19 protein-coding genes, 1 pseudogene and 1 other annotated feature are annotated in these 21,530 nt (G+C 35.9%); of the genes and pseudogenes, 11 read left to right on the top strand and 9 right to left on the bottom strand.

All coding sequences use genetic code 11. The features are described from left to right. The first annotated feature begins 19 nt into the window (after positions 1-19). Entirely contained in the window at positions 20-1,636 is a 1,617-nt protein-coding gene (locus AC3WJF_RS06980; protein ID WP_492450647.1) for a copper resistance protein CopC, read from the top strand. Between the two features lie 13 nt (positions 1,637-1,649). Then, positions 1,650-2,297, top strand: coding sequence for a YcnI family copper-binding membrane protein (locus tag AC3WJF_RS06975; RefSeq protein WP_492450645.1), 648 nt, complete (start codon positions 1,650-1,652; stop codon positions 2,295-2,297). Positions 2,298-2,522: 225 nt separating this feature from the next. Here the strand turns inward: AC3WJF_RS06975 and AC3WJF_RS06970 are convergent, their stop codons facing one another. Continuing rightward, positions 2,523-3,476, bottom strand: a complete 954-nt coding sequence (locus tag AC3WJF_RS06970) for an alpha/beta hydrolase (protein WP_492450643.1) — start codon at positions 3,474-3,476, stop codon at positions 2,523-2,525. A gap of 676 nt (positions 3,477-4,152) precedes the next feature. On the opposite strand from AC3WJF_RS06970, the gene AC3WJF_RS06965 reads away from it, so the two are divergent. Together AC3WJF_RS06965 and AC3WJF_RS06960 are read left to right on the top strand one after the other, a co-directional pair. After that, positions 4,153-4,965: an aminoglycoside adenylyltransferase domain-containing protein gene (locus AC3WJF_RS06965; RefSeq protein WP_492450641.1), complete on the top strand. Its 813-nt coding sequence runs from the start codon at positions 4,153-4,155 to the stop codon at positions 4,963-4,965. A gap of 34 nt (positions 4,966-4,999) precedes the next feature. Beyond that, positions 5,000-5,247, top strand: a binding site (T-box leader). Positions 5,248-5,463: 216 nt separating this feature from the next. Next, positions 5,464-6,465 (top strand): tryptophan--tRNA ligase, encoded by a 1,002-nt coding sequence (locus AC3WJF_RS06960; RefSeq protein WP_492450640.1) that lies wholly within the window; start codon positions 5,464-5,466, stop codon positions 6,463-6,465. Between the two features lie 129 nt (positions 6,466-6,594). Here the strand turns inward: AC3WJF_RS06960 and AC3WJF_RS06955 are convergent, their stop codons facing one another. Next, entirely contained in the window at positions 6,595-7,104 is a 510-nt protein-coding gene (locus tag AC3WJF_RS06955; protein WP_492450638.1) for a hypothetical protein, read from the bottom strand. 150 nt (positions 7,105-7,254) lie between these two features. On the opposite strand from AC3WJF_RS06955, the gene AC3WJF_RS06950 reads away from it, so the two are divergent. Further along, positions 7,255-7,650: a VOC family protein gene (locus AC3WJF_RS06950; protein WP_492450636.1), complete on the top strand. Its 396-nt coding sequence runs from the start codon at positions 7,255-7,257 to the stop codon at positions 7,648-7,650. 35 nt (positions 7,651-7,685) lie between these two features. Here the strand turns inward: AC3WJF_RS06950 and AC3WJF_RS06945 are convergent, their stop codons facing one another. Beyond that, positions 7,686-7,868 carry a DUF4083 family protein gene (locus AC3WJF_RS06945; RefSeq protein ID WP_492450634.1) on the bottom strand — a complete coding sequence of 61 codons (183 nt, stop codon included), beginning with the start codon at positions 7,866-7,868 and terminating at the stop codon, positions 7,686-7,688. 234 nt (positions 7,869-8,102) lie between these two features. Between AC3WJF_RS06945 and AC3WJF_RS06940 the strand changes: the two genes are divergently transcribed. Beyond that, positions 8,103-10,844: a dynamin family protein gene (locus tag AC3WJF_RS06940; protein WP_492450632.1), complete on the top strand. Its 2,742-nt coding sequence runs from the start codon at positions 8,103-8,105 to the stop codon at positions 10,842-10,844. 567 nt (positions 10,845-11,411) lie between these two features. Here the strand turns inward: AC3WJF_RS06940 and AC3WJF_RS06935 are convergent. Beyond that, positions 11,412-12,470: a lactonase family protein gene (locus tag AC3WJF_RS06935; RefSeq protein ID WP_492450630.1), complete on the bottom strand. Its 1,059-nt coding sequence runs from the start codon at positions 12,468-12,470 to the stop codon at positions 11,412-11,414. A 198-nt stretch (positions 12,471-12,668) separates the two neighbouring features. On the opposite strand from AC3WJF_RS06935, the gene AC3WJF_RS06930 reads away from it, so the two are divergent. The 4 genes from AC3WJF_RS06930 (at position 12,669) to AC3WJF_RS06915 (ending at position 16,963) form a co-directional block, all read left to right on the top strand. Further along, positions 12,669-13,355: an IspD/TarI family cytidylyltransferase gene (locus tag AC3WJF_RS06930; RefSeq protein WP_492450628.1), complete on the top strand. Its 687-nt coding sequence runs from the start codon at positions 12,669-12,671 to the stop codon at positions 13,353-13,355. 4 nt (positions 13,356-13,359) lie between these two features. Continuing rightward, positions 13,360-14,118, top strand: a complete 759-nt coding sequence (locus AC3WJF_RS06925; RefSeq protein ID WP_492450627.1) for an SDR family NAD(P)-dependent oxidoreductase — start codon at positions 13,360-13,362, stop codon at positions 14,116-14,118. A 25-nt stretch (positions 14,119-14,143) separates the two neighbouring features. Beyond that, complete coding sequence (locus tag AC3WJF_RS06920; RefSeq protein ID WP_492450625.1) at positions 14,144-15,460, top strand: CDP-glycerol glycerophosphotransferase family protein; 1,317 nt, start codon at positions 14,144-14,146, stop codon at positions 15,458-15,460. A gap of 285 nt (positions 15,461-15,745) precedes the next feature. Further along, entirely contained in the window at positions 15,746-16,963 is a 1,218-nt protein-coding gene (locus AC3WJF_RS06915; RefSeq protein WP_492450623.1) for a CDP-glycerol glycerophosphotransferase family protein, read from the top strand. A gap of 45 nt (positions 16,964-17,008) precedes the next feature. On the opposite strand, the gene AC3WJF_RS06910 is transcribed toward AC3WJF_RS06915, so the two are convergent. From AC3WJF_RS06910 to AC3WJF_RS06890, 5 genes and pseudogenes are all read right to left on the bottom strand, one after another. Further along, the gene (locus tag AC3WJF_RS06910) at positions 17,009-17,776 is read right to left on the bottom strand and encodes a DUF817 domain-containing protein (RefSeq protein WP_492450621.1); all 768 of its coding nucleotides are present in this window, start codon (positions 17,774-17,776) and stop codon (positions 17,009-17,011) included. 108 nt (positions 17,777-17,884) lie between these two features. After that, on the bottom strand, positions 17,885-18,070 hold the full coding sequence (locus tag AC3WJF_RS06905) for an aspartyl-phosphate phosphatase Spo0E family protein (protein WP_492450619.1): 186 nt from the start codon (positions 18,068-18,070) through the stop codon (positions 17,885-17,887). Between the two features lie 342 nt (positions 18,071-18,412). Continuing rightward, a pseudogene (locus tag AC3WJF_RS06900) lies at positions 18,413-18,496 on the bottom strand (YjcZ family sporulation protein); the annotation flags it as partial. Positions 18,497-18,602: 106 nt separating this feature from the next. Continuing rightward, positions 18,603-18,692 (bottom strand): YjcZ family sporulation protein, encoded by a 90-nt coding sequence (locus AC3WJF_RS06895; RefSeq protein ID WP_083489537.1) that lies wholly within the window; start codon positions 18,690-18,692, stop codon positions 18,603-18,605. A 154-nt stretch (positions 18,693-18,846) separates the two neighbouring features. After that, positions 18,847-19,464 (bottom strand): nucleotidyltransferase family protein, encoded by a 618-nt coding sequence (locus AC3WJF_RS06890; RefSeq protein WP_492450729.1) that lies wholly within the window; start codon positions 19,462-19,464, stop codon positions 18,847-18,849. A 449-nt stretch (positions 19,465-19,913) separates the two neighbouring features. Between AC3WJF_RS06890 and pepV the strand changes: the two genes are divergently transcribed. Beyond that, positions 19,914-21,323: a dipeptidase PepV gene (pepV, locus tag AC3WJF_RS06885; protein WP_492450617.1), complete on the top strand. Its 1,410-nt coding sequence runs from the start codon at positions 19,914-19,916 to the stop codon at positions 21,321-21,323. Positions 21,324-21,530: the final 207 nt, after the last annotated feature.

The raw sequence follows: 21,530 nt of genomic DNA, 5'->3' as shown, positions 1-21,530 counted from the left end.
TATTGGGAGGAACAGGTGTATGAGGATAAAGAAAGTCTATTTATGGTTCCTATTAATTTTATTTATGATGATTTCCTTGCCAAATACGTCATCTGCGCATGCATATGTAGTGAAATCTACACCAACAGAAGGTGCGGATTTGGGGAAATCACCTTCAAAAGTTAGCATTCAATTTGATGAAAAAATCCAACTAACTTCTCGTTCTCTTAGAGTATTGAATCAATCAGGAAAACGGGTTGATCAAAATAATGCTCATATCAATAAGAAAAACAAAGATATTATAGAGGTAACATTAAAACCTAATTTACCTGATGGTACATATACAATCCAATGGAATGTGATTTCAAGTGATGGCCATCCTGTCAGTGGAACGATACCATTTCAAATCGGGAAGTCAGGAGGAAATAGTAAGCAGCTCGCTGCCACTACATCTGGCTACCTACCGCATGCAGATATGATAATAATTCGTTGGTTATTTTATATAAGTTGTTCGCTTTTTATAGGTTGTCTCTTCTACTCATTATTTGTATATAAAGGAACATCATTTTATTTTTCTAATAGAAGCAAACGAATTTTGCGATATTCCCTCCACGCTATGCTTATTAGTATTATTCTAAGTCTTCCTTTGCAGACAACGATTGATGCTGGAGTAAGCTGGACAAATGCAATTAACGTTTCTATGTTAATGGAAACGTTAAGGAATACGAATTTTGGTAGTATATGGCTTGTACAAATTGGACTAATGATTGTCTTATATTTCATTACTTATTTCATCATTCATTCTAATGCAAAAAAACAATGGGCATTTGCCGGTATCATAGCTATGCTCGCTCTCTTTGTATCGAAATCCTTTATAGGTCACGCAACAACATTTATATATCAATTCATCGGGATTACGATTGATTCTTTGCATATGGCGGCAGCCTCCCTTTGGATTGGAAGTTTATTAGCCATTCTATTGCTTCTTAAAAAAGATGATGAAGGGATCTATTGGTCCACAATTCAACGTTTTTCTTATTGGGGAAGTGCATTCGTAGCTATTATTGTGGCAACCGGTATTTATGTGAGTTTTCAGTTCATCCCGACAGTATATTCACTTTTCCATACAACCTATGGACAAATGATAGTAGCAAAAAGTTTGCTCTTATTATGTATGATTGCTCTGGCACTTTTTAACTTCTTAAGAGGAAAGCGTAAAAAGAAAACATTGGGACCATCAATTTGGGGCGAGTTCAGTATTGGAATCATTGTATTTATCCTTGCAGCAATCCTTACTAATTTACCAACAGCACTTGCTGCTCCAGGACCGGTTCAGCAGAAAACGGTCACAAAAGCTGGTTATTTCATCGAACTCCATATTACGCCAAATACGATTGGAAAAAATGAATTCAAAGTAGATATTTCTCGAGATGGAAAAAAGGTACAAAATCTTGATCAGGTTACAGTATCCTTAACATGCCTTGATATGGATATGGGTGTGAACACAATCGAGTTCACAAAGAAAAACCTTAAGGCTAACAAGCCAGTAACAGGTGTTTTAAGTATGGCGGGAAAATGGAAGGTTCATGTTCATGGACTAACGAAATCATTACAAACTATTGATGCAGACTTTACTATTTTAGCAGGAAGTCAGTAAAGGAGTAGACAACATGAAAAAGCTAATCGGAAAAATATCAAAAATTGCGTTACCAACTATTGCAGGGCTATTTCTATTTGCAGGAATTGCAAGTGCCCATGTCACGGTTAAACCAGCTATCTCAGCTCCAGGTGCGTGGGAAACCTATACAATTAAAATTCCAGTAGAAAAAGAAATTCCGACTACGAAAGTTACACTCAAGATTCCAAACGGTGTAGAGTTCGAACAATACCAGCCGGCACCAGGCTGGAAAGTAATAACAAAGAAGAACGCTTCCGGGAAAGTGATTGAGGTTACATGGGAAGCAACTGGTGAGGGAATCTTGCCAGGACAATTCCAACAATTTAACTTTGTTGCTAAAAACCCTGATAAAGAAGGAAGTGCTGCTTGGGATGCATATCAATACTATAAAGATGGCTCCATTGTAGAGTGGACTGGTGATGAAAAATCAGATACACCACATTCGATTACAGCTATCACTACATCTCAGCCCAATGTAAATGTGCAGGCTACAGACGATCACCATGCTGATAATAAAGCAAGCGAAAATACTACTAAATCAGACGCAAAAACTACTAATTCAACATCGTATACACTTTCGGTTGTAGCTTTAGTACTCGCTGTACTTGCGTTTGGAGCTGCACTTCGCAAAAAGAAATAATGAAAATAAACGTAAAAGACCAAATCGTACAGATTTGGTCTTTTGTCTGAGATTTGCGGACTCTAGTTCCGTTATTTGTGAAAAAAGTGCCAATTTCCTATGTTCCGAGGACTCAGGATCCGTTATTTTATATAAAAGCAGTAATTTCTCTATGTTTATTCGTCAATAACGGATTCAGTGTCCTATTAGACCTTAATTTTGGCTCATTTAGTAAGAATAACGGACTCAGTGTCCTCCTCTTTCATTAAGATAATCTAATTGTTTTAATATCCAACTATAGATAGCGTTAAACACATCAAACTTATTCTTCTCGTTCAACATCTCATGCCTGCCTTCTTTAAAAAAGGCACTGTCAATGTTTTTAAGTCCATTCTGTTTATACTGCTCAATAACTTTCCTAACCCCTTTTGTTTTTCCGCCAACAGGATCCTCTTCACCACTAAAAATAAACATTGGCAAATCTTTAGGAATTAATTGAATAAGATTATTTTGATGTATCCTTTCTATTCCGGTAATGAGGTCATAGAAAAATCCAGAACTGCAGACAAACCCGCAATAAGGATCATTGATATACTTTTCCACTTCGTGTGGATCATTGCATAACCAATCAAACTCAGTCTTTGGTTGATTAATGTTCCGGTTGAAATTACCAAAGGTAAGCTTATTCATGAGTGGGCTTGGCGTTTTTGGACCGTTTTTCCTCATCTCCCATATAGCAATTCCCTTCCCAATTTTACCTAGGAGCCCGGCACTTCCATTTGTCCCAGAAATGATGACCCCGGTAATAGAATCAACATATTTTTGTATATACCGTCTCGCCAAAGAAGAACCCATGCTGTGCCCAAGCAAGAATACTGGAATGTCGGGGTATTCCTTCTGTATTCTCTTATTAATCTCATAAAGATCGTCCACCACACGCTCAAAACCATCTTCATCACTAAAATAACCATGAAGCCCTGCTCGTTCCCCCGTATGACCATGTCCACGATGATCGTTGCCATACACAAAAATACCCTTCGAAACTAAAAATTTAGCAAACTCATCATATCTTTCGATGTGTTCCGCCATACCGTGGGATATTTGAAGAATAGCTTGGGGCACAACATCATTGTCTTCCCATTTTTTTAAATAAACCTCTGTTTGACCATCCATTTGAATCCAAACTGATGATATTTTCATAGCTTCCCATCCTTTTTGTTCGACTATTAAAAAAATTATACGAGAAGACAGTGTGTCAGAACAATAAAAAAATGGTGCGAACAAATTATTTAATGGTTACTGGTTCATTTGGTGAAGCAAGGAGTCACATAAATAAGCATAAGGGAAGCATTAACTTCGAAACAGGGAGCGAAAAAAAGAAGAGGGAACAATAAGAGGAAACCGGGTCACAATAAAGGACAAATAGGTCACATAAAATAGCAAAAGAGTAGCATTAACTTCGAAACAGGGAGCGAAAAAAAGAAGAGGGAACAATAAAAGGAAGCCGGGTCACAATAAAGGGTAAAGAGGTCACAAAAAATAGCAAAAGGGTAACATTAAATTCGAAACAGGGAGCGAAAAAAAGAAGAGGGAACAATAAAAGGAAACCGGGTCACAATAAAGGGCAAATAGGTCACATAAAATAGCATAAGAGTAGCATTAACTTCGAAACAGGGAGCGAAAAATAGAAGAGGGAACAATAAGAGGAGACCGGGTCACAATAAAAGGTAAAGAGGTCACAAAAAATAGCATAAGAGTAGCATTAGCTTCAAAACAGGGTACGAGTAAATAAACTAGAGAATGATGGACACAACTAAACAAGTAAGTTAGAATATCAGTAAATTCTAATTATTGTAATCTAAAAAAAGGAAATACTATGATACCAACAATCGTAAACCAATTGATAAAAGATTATACTAAACTACTTAATGAAAAACTGCCTAACAACATAGAAGGAATCTATCTCCATGGTTCCGTCACGCTAAATGCTTTTGATGATTCCAGTGATGTAGATTTTTTAACGATAACGAAACATCCATTAATGCATGAGGATATTCAAGTCTTAAAAAAAATACACCAAATAATTTCAGAGAAGTATGCAAAACCCGAGATGGATGGCAAGTATATACAATTGAACGATATTGGAAAAAATACAGAAACGTCCTCTAGCCCTTATTACAATGGAGGAATAATGCACGAGTCTGGTGCTTTTAATCAAAACCCAATCACATGGTGGACATTAAAGCATTATGGAATCAGAATCGATGGCCCTGCAATTGAAGAACTAAAAATAGAGGTCAATCCAAATGACTTAATTGCTTATGTTCATGACAATATGAACTCTTATTGGAAAAATCGAGTAGAAAAATATAAAACTCTTGATTTCTCCACGTTTCCAGCTGCTCTCATTGACGAAGAAATTGAGTGGTCTGTACTCGGAGTACTAAGGCAATTCTATACAATAAAAGAGAATGATATTACTTCAAAGCGTGGATCTGGCAAATATGCACTGAACCACCTTCCGAAAGAATGGAGTAATATTATACAAGAAGCAATCAGAATTCGTGAAGGATCTAAGATAAGCAGCTACCATACTAACGAAGAGAGAATTTCCGATGCAGTCAACTTTTTATCCTATTTAATTCAGCACTGCAATGACTTGATGGAGGCCAAAAAAGAAAAGTTGTAGTTTACAAATATATACTATAAAATAAAAAATATAATGCAGAGCAATGACGAAGAAGAGTAAGCATTAGAAACACTTTAGAGAACTGATGGTTGGTGAAAATCAGTGTGGACTTTTGCTGAATGGGCTTCTGAGCTTCCTGACTGAACGAGTAGTAGGTTGGGCGGATAGGTCTTACCGTTAAAAGAGACAACGCATCGAAATGTAAATTTTCCGTGCGATAGAGTGCGTTTACCTATATAGGTAAACGAATAAAGGTGGCACCACGGGCTTCCCGTCCTTTTTAGGATGGGGAGCCCTTTTTGTGTTTCGAAAGGCTCTTTTCTTAAACTTTGTCGCTATTAAAGAGGAAATACCTATAAACATCGTTATATAGGTTATGAGTGAATAGCCATTAAAAAAAGATGCCCCGAGACTAAGTCCATTTTAGGATTTATAGCTATTTACGAAAAACAACAATCAATACGAAAACGGCTTTTCGAAAGCATAGGAGGTTATACAATGAAGACAGTTTTAACAGGAGTAAAACCAACAGGAAAAATTCATTTAGGAAATTATATCGGGGCGATTAAGCCTGCATTGCATTTAGCGATGATCCCAGAATATCAACCAATCTATTTTGTTGCTGATTACCATGGATTAACCAAAACGCAAAATGCCGATGAGCTCCGTACATTATCGACTGGGGTAGCCGCTGCATGGTTAGCACTCGGACTCGATCCCGAGAAGGTAATATTTTATCGGCAATCAGATATACCGGAGATTTTTGAACTTTCATGGATATTAGCTTGCTTTTCTCCAAAAGGGCTTATGAACCGAGCGCATGCCTATAAATCACTGGTGGAGCAAAATAAACAAGCTGGGAAAGAAATAGATGATGGTGTAAATATGGGTCTCTTCACATACCCCATTCTAATGGCAGCGGATATATTGATGTTTCAGACGGATATAGTTCCTGTCGGCAAAGACCAAATTCAACACGTCGAAATTGCCCGTGATATTGCAGAATATTTTAATAAAAATTATGGGGAAACGTTCACATTACCTGATTTTACAATAGAAGAGGAAACTGCTGTTCTGCCGGGATTAGATGGAAGAAAGATGAGCAAAAGCTATAACAACACTATCCCATTATTTGAAGAAGAAAACACATTATACAAATTAATTAAAAAAATCAAGACCGACTCCACTCCACCACAGGAACCGAAAGATCCTAAACAATCGATCATTTTCGATTTGTACAAGGAATTTGCAACTCCGGAACAAATCCAAACGATGAAAGAGGCATATGCGAACGGAATCGGTTGGGGAGATGCTAAGAAGGAATTATTCCAGGTTATGAATGCATTCCTTGAAGAACCACGTGAAAAGTATAAGGAACTAATGGCACGTCCTGAAAAAGTAAATGAAATCCTTCTTTCTGGTGCAGAAAAAGCAAGACAAAAAAGTGTTCCGTTTATAAAAGAAATAAGAGGAAAGATTGGATTGATGAACAATATATGAAAACTACCAAACAGAAAGCCATGAGAATCGTTTTTTCTCATGGCTTTTTCTTATAGAATTATGTCTAAAATTTTGCCTGGATACTAGACTTATTTTATTTATAGATAGCTGATGCACAGTTTTTTCTAATCATGATTCAAATACATCCACTATACGGTCGGCTTTTACTCTCTTTTGGCATAACGATATGAGTTGATCAAAAAATGTTGCGACTTCATGAGAAGAAGTTGGAATGGGTATATGGATATCGGTCGAGCCAAAAATTTGTTTAAAGTAGGCTTTTCGCTCTTGATTTTTACCATCACGTTTTAAAGGATTATATCTCCAAGTTATAAACGCTTGTCCTTCTTGTTCACTAATGTTCTGCAGTTCTGCTAAAGTGGTAGATTTATTATGCGGATATATAACTAAATAAAAGCGGTCATTTCGATGCCAATCTATAAATAATAGATAATAACCGGGTTCCTCTGGTTTTGAAATATGATAACCGGCAATAATTGCTTTCCCGTTTGTCCATTGGTGGAATCCGTGAATGGTTCCATTTATGATATCCATTTTGGCAATATCATAGGAAGTTTGATTGTTCATTATACATTCTTCAATTTGCTTACAAATATAAGTCGCGATTTTTTTCTCCATTTTTTAGCCCTCCTTTTTTCAATATAATGAAAACAAACTAAAAAGGAAAGTGATGCTTTGTTTTTTATTCTAAATAAATATATAATTTTCTTAACAATTCTGATAGGATTTTCTGTAATACATAAAGTAAATTTAAATGGAGGATTGATTATGAAAAAAATTATTCCGCGCCTAAATATCGAAAATTGCAAGGAAGCGATTGAATATTACGCGAAAGTATTAAACGGTGAAATCAAACATGCACAGCTTGCAGATGGGGTTGAAATGTTTAAAGGGCATGAAGGTAAATACATACATGCGGAATTACATCTTAACGATAACTATTCAATCTATTTTAATGATATCTTTGGAAATGAACCTGTAAAAGGAACAAATATAATCATGGGTCTTGATTTTGACAGTGAGGATGAACTTAGAAAGGTATATGATGGGCTGTCAAAAGACGGTAAAATCACAATGGAGCTCCAAGATACATTTTGGAATGCCCTATTCGGTAAAGTAACCGATAAATACGGGATCCATTGGGAATTAAATCATCAAAGATAAAAGGGAGTATGCCTAATATATGGGCATATCCCTTTTTACTTCTCCTGAATTGCCAAAATTTTATCAAGCTTCTCCTCGATTCTCCGCAGCTGTTCCATTTTCCTATCATGATTTTTCAAAAGTCTCATAATGAAAAACGCAATGGAAATAAGAAATAAAAAGATAAGTAAAAAAACGAATGCAGGGAAAAGAACGTCTCCTATAAACAAAGTCAACACCTCACTTTATGGTATTGTTTACGTTTTTTAGGAATGAAAGTTTCAAACAATTCAACATGGAACACTTTTGTTAAAAAGAAGACACACTTCTAACATTTCTGTATCACAAATGAAAGAAAAATGAAATTTAGGGCATAAAGGACTTTGCTACAATAATAAGATAGAAATGGAGAAGTCTATATAAATACTCTTATGCATTTAAGACTTAAATAATATTTCATCGGGGGTACCAAAATGACATTAGAGGAGCAATTAATTCAAAAGACGTATTATAAAGTAACCTATATGAATGAGCAGGAAGAAAAACATCCTATTCAAGTTCTTGGAGATGCATCTTTATTAGAGCAGCAAAATGAGATTCCAGACTTATCGTATATTCGCTTTGCTCAGGGTGAAGTGTATTTTCATTATAAAGATTTCGAAGCAGCTATTTTTAAATGGGAAAACATTCATGATGAACTGCAGCCGTGGGCTAGAAAAAATATAGCTGATGCCTATTTGGAGCTGGGATTAGTAACTGATGCGGAGGAAATGTATAATTCTATTCAAACAGAATCACCTACATTGCACGCGGAAGTATCTTTGCAGCTTTTTTCATTGTATATAAATCAAGGGAAGATAGATTTAGCCGACAAAGTATTGAAAGAAGTTGTTTCGTTAAATCCTGATTATCCAAACGTTACAGAATTAGCCCGAACTTTTTATGAAGAGCAAGAAATGATTCAGGACGCCGTTGATCTTGCTGTTAACGAAGCCATTCGAACAAATATCTTACAATGGTTCCAGTCTGTTAAAGATTATGTAGAAAAGGGTTGGACGAAATCCTATAAGCCAGAGTATTTCAAGGATTTCATTATGTCTCTTTACCAAGTCGATCAAAAATGCTTTGAACAAACACTCGCATCCCTTTGGCAAAATTATCGATACGAAGCTTGCTATTTAGAGTGGTTAGAGGTAATTAATAATGCTGTGTCAGAAATGGAAATCAAAGAAAATGATCGTATCTCTTCTCTATATAAGGAAGCATATTTTGATTTGCTTGAAAGTCACTATTATGTAAAGGATATAGCAACTATCCTTCCTGCACTATTAACGAATTGGATAAAAGTAGCGGGTGTTTCTGATCGCATTTTTGCTGCATCTGCAATATTAGCATGGAATGAAATGTTTCCTTCCAGTTTGGATTTAAGTGTGGTTAATGATGCGGAATACAGTATTTGCCACACAGACAAACTTGATGATGTTTTATCGCATTGTTTAAATCTTTATGAAGTTATTTCTAGGTGGGCGAGTGAACATAAGCTTGGGGTAGGAAAAAGATTGAAATGGATGGTTCAACTATTGATGGATAACGATCTTTACAATCTGATGGTAGCAGGACCAACAGGTAATGGAAAATCATCTTTCATTAATTCTATTCTTGGAGAGAATGTACTAAAAGCCTCTACATCATCTATTGTTGTGTTTAAGGATACCGAAGTGGTAGACATCCATGAGATTACTAATTCTAAGATAAGAGAAGTCGCAGATCTTTCTGATTTCTATACGATTACTGCATCCCAACTTCAAACAAAGGTTATCGATTTCGGATTACCAAGTGACTTCTTAAATAAAAATGGCTTAGCCCTTATCGACTCGCCTAGCTTCCAAGGAAATGCAAAGAGTAGAAATGACTTTTTCCATTATTTGCAGCTAGCAGATAGTCTTGTTTTCGTGTTGAATGCGAACGTACCTTTTACAGATAAAGAATGTGATATCTTATTACAAATACAACGGTTTGCCCCAAGTCTCCCTATTTATTTTGTGTTAAATAAAATTGATACGATTTATAGTGAGCAGGAAGCTTTAACAATAATCGAAGAAACCGAGTCACGTTTATCTGAGTACTTCCCAAGTGCGAAAGTATTCCCATATTCCTCTGTATATGAAAATGGGGATCAGTTAAATCAATTAGCGGAATTTTTCAATGCAACTAATGATAAAGAAATCCTTAAGCAAGGACGTACAGAAAAACTATTATATTTGATTCGCCAATTGATAACAGAACTGTTGGAAAGTCGAGTGAAAATGGAAAATGATATCGTTGAGTCAATTAATTGGAATGAGGATATTGTTGGCAGACTTAACGGCGTCCTCCATCAGCTTCAAGATCTGGAAAGTGAGAAGGTTCGACATATCCAAACAGAGTATCAAATAATGGAAGAAGAAATAAGAAATGAATTAATTAACGCCATTCCATCAATCTTGAAAGGATGCACTGATTTTATTAAAGAGGACAGTGATTTCCGTAAGCTTCATAGTGAACTAAACGATGAAATGAATAATAGAGTACGAGACTATCTTCAAAACGATATTCTCCCTAAATACTACGGCCTTTTGAAAAAATGGATTGCGAGTTCAAACGGGGAATTCAGTCAATGTAAAGAGTATTTAGATGAAATGTGTGAAACCTTAAATCACTTATATGAAGAAGAGCGCCTGAAATTGGAATTTGATTTTCGGATCATTGACGATTGGAGTCGCGATGCCGACAGAATGACAAATGCGGTTAGAATCGAAAAGGTAAATATTTTATCACGACATACTCCGACTCAGCTATTATTAAAGGGAGCTGGAAAACTGTTTGGTGGAATATCACAAAACAAATCTATGCTTTATAACAAGTACAAAAACCTAGTGGAAAATGAAAACTATTATGAAGTTGCAGTCATTATTGCAAATAAATTCTTGCAACAATTTGATTTGTTTGAAAAAGGACTAGATCGGGATATTTCTATGTTCTTCCATTACCCGCTAGTAAGCATGGAGCAATTAATAGAGGAAACGAATGAAAAGATACAAACTAAAAAAGACACTTTACAAACTTTAAGAGCGAATCCTGAAAAATACAAAGATCCAATAACATTATTCGAGGTTCGACTAAGACAATATGAGTGGATTAAGGATGTTGGGAAGGAAATCCAGCCTATTTATTGATTTGACGGGAATATTACTGGAATTGGCGGAATTACGGGTAAGTTCGGCGGGAATATCCCCAAGATTGGCGGGATTACTCCCCGGATCTGCGGGACTATCCCCAAGATCGGCGGAATTACTCCCAGATCGGCGGAATTACTCCCCAGATCGGCGGGAATATCCCCAAGATCAGTGGAATTACTCCCCAGATCGGCAGGATTATCCCCAAGATAAGTAGAATTACTCCCCAGATCGGCAGGATTATCCCCAAGATAGTTGGAATTACTCCCAGATCGGCGGGATATCCTCAAGTTTAAAAGTGGAATTAAATCAAAGTTTCAAGGGGATCACTACTAATTTCAACTAAACTAAGGATGAAATTAGCGGGATATCGGTAAAAAGTGTATAAATTAAAGGCAGCCATTTCAAAGTGGCTGCCTTTTTTGGTTATTGTCTAGCTTCAGCGCATATAGGATAGCGGGTTTCTACGATAAGTCAACATCGACTCGTCCCCTCGCTGTATTCCTTTATCTAAGTCGAAGACTACGAAACCCATACGCCAGGTCTGCTGCGCCTTCGCTTTTATATTTAATAATGTAAAAACTTCACACAAACCGGATAAGGAACAGACACATCCGACTGCAGCAATGTTAATTTCCCAGTTTCTGCATCACGCAAAAAGAGAACAAGATTGCCTGATTCTTGATTAGAAGCAACTAAAAACTTCTCAGATGGATCCAGCATAAAATCTCGTGGCCAAGAGCCTTCCGTTGACGTATGTTCGACAAATGAGAGCTCACCAGACTCTTGATTCACACTAAAAATCGCTATCGAGTCATGCCCACGATTAGCGGCGTAGACAAATCGTCCATCTGAAGAAACATGTATGGCGCTTCCTTGACTATTTTCAGTAAAATCTTCAGGAATAGCAGAAATAGATTGTAGCTCTTTAAAACTTCCATCCTCTACATTGTACTTAAGTGCAATAACCTCTGAACTTAATTCAGTCATCAAATAAGCGAAAGTACCATTTGGATGAAATTCCAGATGTCTCGGACCGCTGCCAGGCTTAACAGATAAGCTGCTAACTTCTGTTAGCGATTCTTCACTCAATTTGTATGTAATCAGTTTATCTATTCCTAAATCAACCACTACCACGTATTTTTCATCAGGTGTAAAACCTGCATAATGTGTATGGGCTTTTTCTTGTCTCGCTTGATTAGGACCGAAACCTTGATGTTCAATTACAGAAAAAGCTGGCTTAATACTACCTTCTTTATTTATTTGATATGCTTCTACAGTTCCTTTATGATAGTTCGCCGATACAACAAAATGGTTCTGACAGTCCACACTAACATGGCATGGAGAGGATCCTGAAAGCAATTCATTATTTTTCCGTTCAATTGTCCCTAATTCATCAAGAATGGTATAAGCAGCGACACCACCATCCTCGCCAGCTTTCACAACAGAATAAAGATACTGATTATCTTTACTAACCGTCAGATATGTAGGATTATCAAGCTCTGCAGCAAGTTTCACATCACTGATTTTTTTACTTTCGATATCCAAGCTGAAAGAATAGATCCCCTTACTTTCACCCTTCGTATAGGTACCAACAAAGCCGGTAAACTTATTTTGACTACTCATTCATATACACTCCTATCGGGTAAAAAATCCACTTATTAAAATATTATAACATAATGATTTTTATATAAATAATGAGAAAAGAGCAAAAACATTTTAATGATTTTATTTACCAAACATTCACTTTGGTAGTATAATATTTTTCATAAGTTATTTGAATTTACGCCATATTAGGAATTTACTGAAGATGAGGTGAAATTCTTGAAAGAGCATAGTTTTATACTTTTGTCAGGCGGCGTTGGAAAAAGGATGCAGCTCGATATACCAAAGCAGTTTCTATTAATCGGCGGAAAGCCTATCCTAGTCCATGCCTTAGAAAAAATTGATGTAATCGAGGAGATAAAAGAAATTATTATCCCATCTCCGAAGGAATTTATCGAGAAAACAGAAGAGATTATTTTTCATTACGGCTTTTCAACACCTATTTATTGTATAGAAGGTGGGGAAACGAGACAGGAATCAGTTTATAAAGGTCTTCTCCAGACAAAATCTGAAAACGTTATTATTCACGAGGCTGTGCGACCATTTGTTACCGTAGAGGAATTCAGGAAATTAATGTATTCTGATGCCGAAAATGCCATCTATGGGCAGGACATTCCATTTACTGTGTTAGAGGGTAAAGAGTATATCGAAAACAATTTACAGAGAGAAAAACTCATCAATGTCCAACTACCACAAAAATTTAATAAGTCTAAATTACTGTATGCACATGAGTGTGCAAAAGAAGAAGGAGCGAGCTTTACGGAGGATGCCAGTCTGTTCTTCCATTATTTCCACGCAAACATCAAAGTCCTTAATGGAAGTGATTATAATATTAAAATTACAAAACCAATCGATCGGAAAATTGCTGAAATTATTTATAGAGAATATATTTTAATGGAGGGCTAATAAAATGACGAAAACATGTGTCATTACTGGTGCTAGCCGTGGAATTGGAAGAGCTATAGCAATAATACTTAGCCAAAGAACAGATATTACAAACATTATTCTCTTTTCAAGGACAAAGGATGGACTAGAAGAAACAGCTAGGAAAATGAACAAAGAAAAGAACATAGAATGCTATGCAATGGACTTAACAAATTTTCAAGAAGTAGAAAAAGTGATTTCATCCGTTGGAAGAAGATTTGGCACCATTGACTATTTGTTAAATGTTGCCGGATACGCTGAGCCTAAATCACTACTGGAAACATCTATTGAAAACTGGGAAACTACTTATAAGGTTAACGTACATTCTATCTTTTATATAACAAAAGAAGTAGTAAAGTTTATGAAAAGAACAGGTGGGAAAATCCTAAACGTTGCTTCTACAGCAGGGAGTTCAGCCCGACCTGGTTGGCTTGCTTATGCATCCTCAAAAGCAGCAATTATTAGTATGTCACAAACCTTATCCGAAGAATTATCAGAGTATGGGATATTAGTATATTGTATTTCACCTGGAAGATGTGCAACCGAGCTTAGAAGAGTATTGGCACCTGATGAGGATCAAAGTACTATTATGCAGCCGGAGCATGTAGGGGAAGTAGTCGATCATTTACTTTCAGAGAACGGAATTTGTTTAGATGGGCAAAATATTGTTGTTCGCAAACAAGTTACGAAACCAATGAGCGAAATCATCCCTGACAAACAGGAACTTTCGGAACATACCATCTAATCATCATCTTAAAGAGGCGGTTACAATGCATTTTAATCAACAATTTTTGAACATCATTCAAATCATATTACTAGTTTTGATATTTTTCTCTATTAATAAAAACTATAGCAAGTTTAAGTTGCTATTAAAACGGACTGTCGTTGTCATGATTTATTACGCATCCAAGTTATTTCCAAGATCATGGAAAATCATTGTTTTTGGTGCGGAAAATGGAATGGGGTATCGAGGGAACCCAAAATATCTTTTTCAAGAAATGACGAAAAATCCCGATTATCAATGTATCTGGATATCAAAAAGCCAAGAGGTAGTAAATAATCTTACAGCTAAAGGGTATACAGCTTATAAGCATAATACGTTAAAAGGAACCTATTATCAGCTAAGAGCAAAACTGGTGATTCATTCCCATTCCATTAATGATGACTTTTATAAAGTCCTTTTAGGCGGTGCCACCTCTTATCTTACATGGCATGGTGTTGGACTAAAGAAAGTATGGGGCGCACATAGCAAAACCTTTTCTTATAAAATTCTTTATAACAGCAATTTTATAAGACGTTTCTTTGGGAAATTCGTATTAAAAACCAATTCTGGAAAAGTGAACTATGTCGTATCGACAAGCCCAAGCGTTACATCCTATTATCCTGAAACGTTTTTAGTGGAAAAGAAGAATGTCATCGAGCTAGGGCAGGTTAGGAATGATATTTTTTTTCAAATGTCAGAAGAGGACAATCAAATTCCTGATTTTATTAAAAAAAATAAAGTAATACTGTATATGCCTACCCATCGAAACTTTGGGAAACTGGATACCCCTATTAATCTTGTTTTTGATTTCGAAAAGCTAGATGAATTTTGTGAAAAGATGGGGTATATCTTTCTCGTCAAGAGACATATGTACAGTAGTGGAAGTATTTCAAAAAAGTATAAGCATATTATCGATGTCAGCAACAAACCGTATGATCCTCAGTTCTTACTAAAATATACGGATCTCTTATTAACAGACTATTCTAGCTGTTATACAGACTATTTATTACTAGACAGACCAGTTGTCTTTTATTGCTATGACTTAGAAATGTATTTGCAAAAATCTAATGAGATGTATTTTGACTATTTCGATGTAACTCCAGGACCGAAACCAATTGAGTTTCATGAGCTCCTTCAGTCATTGCAGGACATGATGGAAAACCCTAATAAATATCGGGATGAAAGAGAACGGGTTTTGAATATTTTTTATTCAAAGGATAATCAAGAAAAGGTATTGGAAAAGCAAGTGAATTATATTAACAACCATATTTTGAGAGTAAGTAAACAAAATACTCATGTCACCGGCGCAGATACTTCTTTCTAGAAAGGCTCTTTACTTAACCTTTGTTGCTTTTTATACAAAAACACTTGGTTACAACCTTATTTGAGTTAAAAATGAATAAACTTTATAAGAAAAGATGCCCCGATGACAAGCTAGCTTAGGATTATAAACAAATTACGAAAAGCACAATTAATACGAAAACGGCGTTCTAGAATAAATATATTGCTATTTTAGTAATCGAGGTCTATAGAAACGGCTAACTTAGTCGATTTCATCTAAATAAATATCTAACCTCTAACTTCTAATCTCTAGAAAGGCTGGTCCCATATGTCATCTTTAAGATTATTGCCTACTATTTTCGTAAAATATACGATGAAATGTGTTTACTTTATTCTTTGTCTATTTTTTAGGGTGAATTCGCGGAAAATTTCGTTTGCATCCTATCGATCAGATCAGCTTAAGGATAATTTATATTTTGTATGGGAGGAATTACAAAAACAGTATCCTGATTATCACTATCACTTTGTATTCAAAAAATTTCATAGTTCATTAAGAGGCAAATTGGATTATTTTTTTCATTTAACAAAGGCCATTTATGAGTTGGCGACCTCTCGGTTTATTATTATTGATGATTATTATTTTCCTGTGTACGTGATTAAGCCAAGAAAAGGTACGGAAGTGATTCAGCTTTGGCATGGTTCTGGTGCTCTAAAAAAGTTCGGCCTGAGTACGATTGGAATGCCTTTTGGTCCAAGTGAAAAATACTTAAAGCATGTAAAAATTCATTCGAATTATGAAAGGGTGTATGTTAGCTCTTCTGAGGTAGTGCCTTATTATAGTGAAGCCTTTGGGATGTCAGCTAGACAAATCTATCCACTGGGGGTGCCTAGAACAGATTACTTTTTCTCTGTTGAAAAAAGGGAACAACTAAAGAAGCAGTTTTATCAAGTTTTTCCTGAATTGATTGGAAAAAAGCTTCTTTTATATGCGCCTACGTATCGTGGGAAAAGTCACTACCAAGAGGCATTTAACTCTCCGCTCAATATTCAGATGATGAAGAAAATGTTGGAGCCCAATTATGTCTTACTCATCCACCTTCATCCATATATGCAGAATGGGGTTACAATTGAGGAATCCGAACAGGACTTTGCCTATCATATTAGGGACACTTTTACCATCCAAGAATTACTGTCACTTTCCGATATCCTTATCACCGATTATTCAACGGTCTTTTTTGATTACAGTTTGCTTAGCCGTCCAATTGCCTTCTTTGCAGATGATTTGGAGCAATATATTAGTGAACGGGATTTTTATTATGATTATTTAGATATAATACCGGGGCCATTCTTTACTAATACAGAGCAACTTAACAGTTGGATTATAGAAGGGGAATTTGATTTAAAAAAGGTTACAGCCTTTCGAAACCGCTTTTTTGACCATATTGATGGGAAGGCGACGAAAAGAATTGTACGGCATATGATGAGCGAAAATGCTATTCAGTCAAAAGGATACCAAAAAGATGATAGGGAAGCGGGAGCAATTTAATATATTTATTAAAAGACCAAATCACAACGATTTGGTCTTTTAGATTCATTTGTTCAATTGAGCCTTCACATGCTTCAGTTGTGCAACTGCGATAAAACTGACAATCACAAGCAGGAGCCACGAACTGATCTTTCCAATGTCAACAAAGTGCCAACCATCTCGCTGATTTGGATATTGCCACGCACCGTAAAAAGTAGTGATGTTTTCCGCAATCCAGATGAAAAAGCCAATCAAAATAAAGGAAAGAACGAGGGGCATTTTAAACGCCTTATTCATTAATGTAAAGGTAACAAAAGATTTAAAAAATATCAGGACAATCAAACCCATCAATATCCAACGGAAATCCATGATGTAATGATCGGTAAAAAAGTTTACATAAATGGATAACCCTAGAATAGACACTAGTGAAAAGGATGGCCAATGATATAACTGTAAGTCGAGTCTGCGCCATGCTTGGCACATATAACTTGCCACACTCGCGTACATGAAACCACTATAAAGAGGAACATCAAAAATTTTCGTCCACGCTTTTTCAGGATATGCCCATGAACCTGTATGTACTTTAAAAAGCTCAAGAAGCAGCCCTATAATATGAAAAACGCAAATGACCTTTAGTTCGTCTATCGTTTCAATTTTTGTAACAAGTAAAAGAATTTGCGTTAAAATACAAATCAATAATATGAAATCATAACGATGGAGAAACGCAATAGGGATTACCTTTGAAATGGCTAGTGTAATAAAAATGATAAGTGGAAAAATACACGATAATGCTTGTTGATATGCGAATGTAAGTAAGGTTTTAAAAAAAATCATAAAAACTCCCATGTAAAAACGAAGTAATATAAATACTAAATTACCATACTAGGTAATTTCTTTCTACATCATTTTTGGGGATTATTCTTCTAATTTCCTTCATTAGTCTTAAAAAGGCTCTCGAAACCGATTCACCAAAGTTTTTTGATAAGTGTAAATAAGCTTGTCTAATTCTTGACTATGGAGAAGGGTTTCAGGGCTCTTAAGTCCATTTTCCTCACCACTTGCCACCATTTGCTTTCGTAATAGATCAATTTGAACCATTAAATCTAGCAGGGTGAAGTAGTTTTTCATTGTACCAACTCCTACTATTTAGAAATTATCGCACCGATTAGAAGGGTATTTATCCGACTAAAATGTCACCTTGATATCTTGAATATTGCTACTTCCATTTTCTATTTAAGGAAGGAACAAAGATAGTGATAGTGCAAAAGTAATAGGTCGTATGAAATATTATGATAGATTATAGTGAAAAATGGAACCCTTTCGACAATGGTTCTATGGTTTTGACAATTTTCGATTACTAGAATTCTAGAAAAAAATAAAATGTAACACAAAGAGGCAAACTAATAAATCATTAGTTTGCCTCTCATGTCTTTGTTAAATGGATCTGATTAGCTTAATAGTGGGATATTGTTAATTCCAGCAAACAGCACCAATAATAATTAGAAGGATAAACAATACGACGAGTAGCGCAAAGCCGCTGCCAAAACCGTATCCTCCATATCCATATCCGCCGCAGCCACCATATCCACCGTAGCCACCGTATCCGTAACCCCCAGGACCAAACATAAAGATTCTCCTTTCAAAAAGGTTTACTTACTGATTAATAAACGTAAGCTGCTCCTACGATAATCAGAAGGATAAATAATACGACGATTAGTGCAAAACCTGCACCGTAACCTGCACCATCCACAATATCACCCCCACGGCTTATTCCTTAATACATTATGTATGGTTCGCGACTATGGTTTGGACTTCTAACATAATTATTTTTTGCAAAAAGCAAATTAGTACTTATAACTAAAAGGAAAAATCTTGGACTGCCAGCGGGGGCTAAACAGATACAATTAAACAACATCACCATCTATTAGTTGTTTATAATCATCCGGTGTATCGATGTCTTTAGGATATACATTTTCACTATTACAGTAATATAGAAAATCTCGATTTTTTTGAATGATGCCTTTCCCACCTATATCACCAGTAATAGCCTTTAATTCACTAAAAAAATGTGAGGTAAAAAGAACTGGATGACCAACAAAACCGTCGCGATATTTCATTTGGATGATGCATTTTTTACAAATATCGATAGAGAAACTCAATTGCTGAAATAATTCACTTATTTTCTGTATATCTTCAGTATTTAATCTTGGTTGATCACCAAGTAAAATGAGGACTGCTCTTGCACGAGAAGGAAGAGAGCGGACCGCCAATGATAAGCTTTGCCCGATTCCTAGCTGCGGGAAACTATTGTAGATTGGGTCAAAAGGATACGCAGAAATAATATTTTGTAATGGCTCACTGCCTTCAGGAATGACGACTTTAACTCCTTCAAATGGAAATGAAGCCGCCTTTGTTAGAATATGTTCTATTAATGTTGCCCCTCGCCAAGGTAATAAAAGCTTTGGTTCTCCCATTCTGGTGGACTGTCCACTTGCTAAGATAATTGCAAACACTCCTGACATTTCGTTCAAATCCAACCCTCCTAAAACAATCATGATTAGTTGAATGAAAAAACTGATTATATAAATATATCCATTAGAGCAGACCTATATCACTTACATATTCTCCTACAAAGTGATTGAATGCCTTTCCTCTGAACATAAAAAAAATTCCTATCCAATGTAGTATTAAATCTCAGTAACAGTATTAAAAAAGTAACTCGATTCCATAGACTATGATAAAATAATCAAGAATATATAAAATTCAGACACTTATAAAGGCTCTATTCTTAAACATTGTTGTTTTTTAATCGAAAATTTAAGGGATTTTTCCTGCAGTGTTAGATTTGGAGTACCTTATAAGTAAAGATGCCCCGAAACTAAACCTTGTTGAGAATATAAACAAAGTACGATAAGAAACATTTAATACGAAAACAGCCTTTATAAGAACATCATTCAAGGAGTGAAACGAAATGGTGAACTGGTTTCAAGAGGTAGAGAGTCGCAAGGATAACTTAATTCACGATTTATTCGGATTGTTACAAATTGAGAGTGTAAAAGATTTAAATTCAAAAACTCCAGAATATCCAATGGGTGAAAAAGTAGGAAAGGCATTGGAGTATATTTTACATTTAACTGAAGAAGCTGGATTCAAAACGAAAAATTTGGAGGGATTTGCTGGTTTTGCGGAGCATGGGGATCTCGAAACCGACGATTATGTAGGGGTTTTATGTCATGTGGATGTAGTGCCTGCTACGGGAGATTGGACGAGTCCACCATTTGAGCCAACCATTCGTAACGGAAAAATATTTGCGCGTGGCTCAATAGATGATAAGGGACCAACTATTGCCGCATTATATGGATTGAAAATAGTGAAAGAACTTGGACTTCCCATGAAACGTAATGTGCGTTTAATAGTTGGCACGGATGAAGAAAGCGGTATGAGCTGTATGCGACATTATCAAAAGGTTGAAAAAATGCCATCCATTGGCTTTGCACCTGATTCTGACTTTCCGATCATCAATGCTGAAAAAGGGCAAATGACTATAAAGCTAGCTTTAAATAAAACAGAAAATGATAGTAAAGGTAAAATAAATCTAATTTCGTTTTCTGCGGGTAGTAGAGTCAATATGGTACCTGAACAGGCAACTGCTGTTTTAAATGGTGAGAATCACGAAGTCATTCAAATGTTTCAGGAATATTGTAAAGATAATCTGTATCATTACAATGTTCAAGTTGAGGAAAATTCGGTGCAGCTTATTCTTTACGGTATATCAGCACATGCAATGGAGCCGTTTGCAGGTAGAAACGCTGCCACAGCTCTTGCTCAATTTTTACATGCTTTCCATTTCCAATCCGCTGCACAAACATTCTTATCATTACTTTCTAATATACATAATGATTATTATGGTGAGAAATTCGGCATTGATTTTTCAGATGAAGTGACAGGTTCTCTTACGGTTAATCCTGGAATTATTCAATATGATGAAGAAGGGGAAGGCTCGATTTATCTGAATCTCCGTTGCCCGGTAGCCTTAGATTATGCGCAAACGAAGGAAAAAACCGTTAAAGTAGTTGAAGAAAAAGGTTTTAAAGTGGATGATTACAGAGAATCACACCCACATTTTGTTGATGCTGAGCATCCTATGATTCAAGCGTTGCAAAAAGTATATCAAGAGGAAACGAATTCAGAACCAACCCTGCTTTCTACAGGCGGCGCAACTTATGCACGCTTCATCGAAAAAGGTGTAGCGTTTGGAGCATGCTTTCCGGGAAAAGAATACAGAGCACATCAACAAGATGAATATATTGAAGTAGAAGATTTGTTAAAAGCAACGGCCATTTATGCAAGGGCGATATATGAATTGGCAAATTTAGATTAATAAATGGAATGGGGCCGACCAGAAAAAACGCAAAAAATAATATGGATATAATCATAAGCGGACACAGAATCCATTATTTTTATAAAATGACCATAATTTTAGAGTTAAAAGGACAGAGAATCCGTTATTAACGAAAAAAGACAAGGAAATCATTGTTTTTTAGTAGAAATAACGGAACCTCTGTCCACGAACATAAGTATTTACCTT

This window comes from Heyndrickxia sp. FW510-T9 (genome assembly GCF_058781025.1).
The sequence above is the reverse complement of the archived record's forward strand: the minus strand, read 5'-3'. Positions and strand labels throughout refer to the sequence as shown.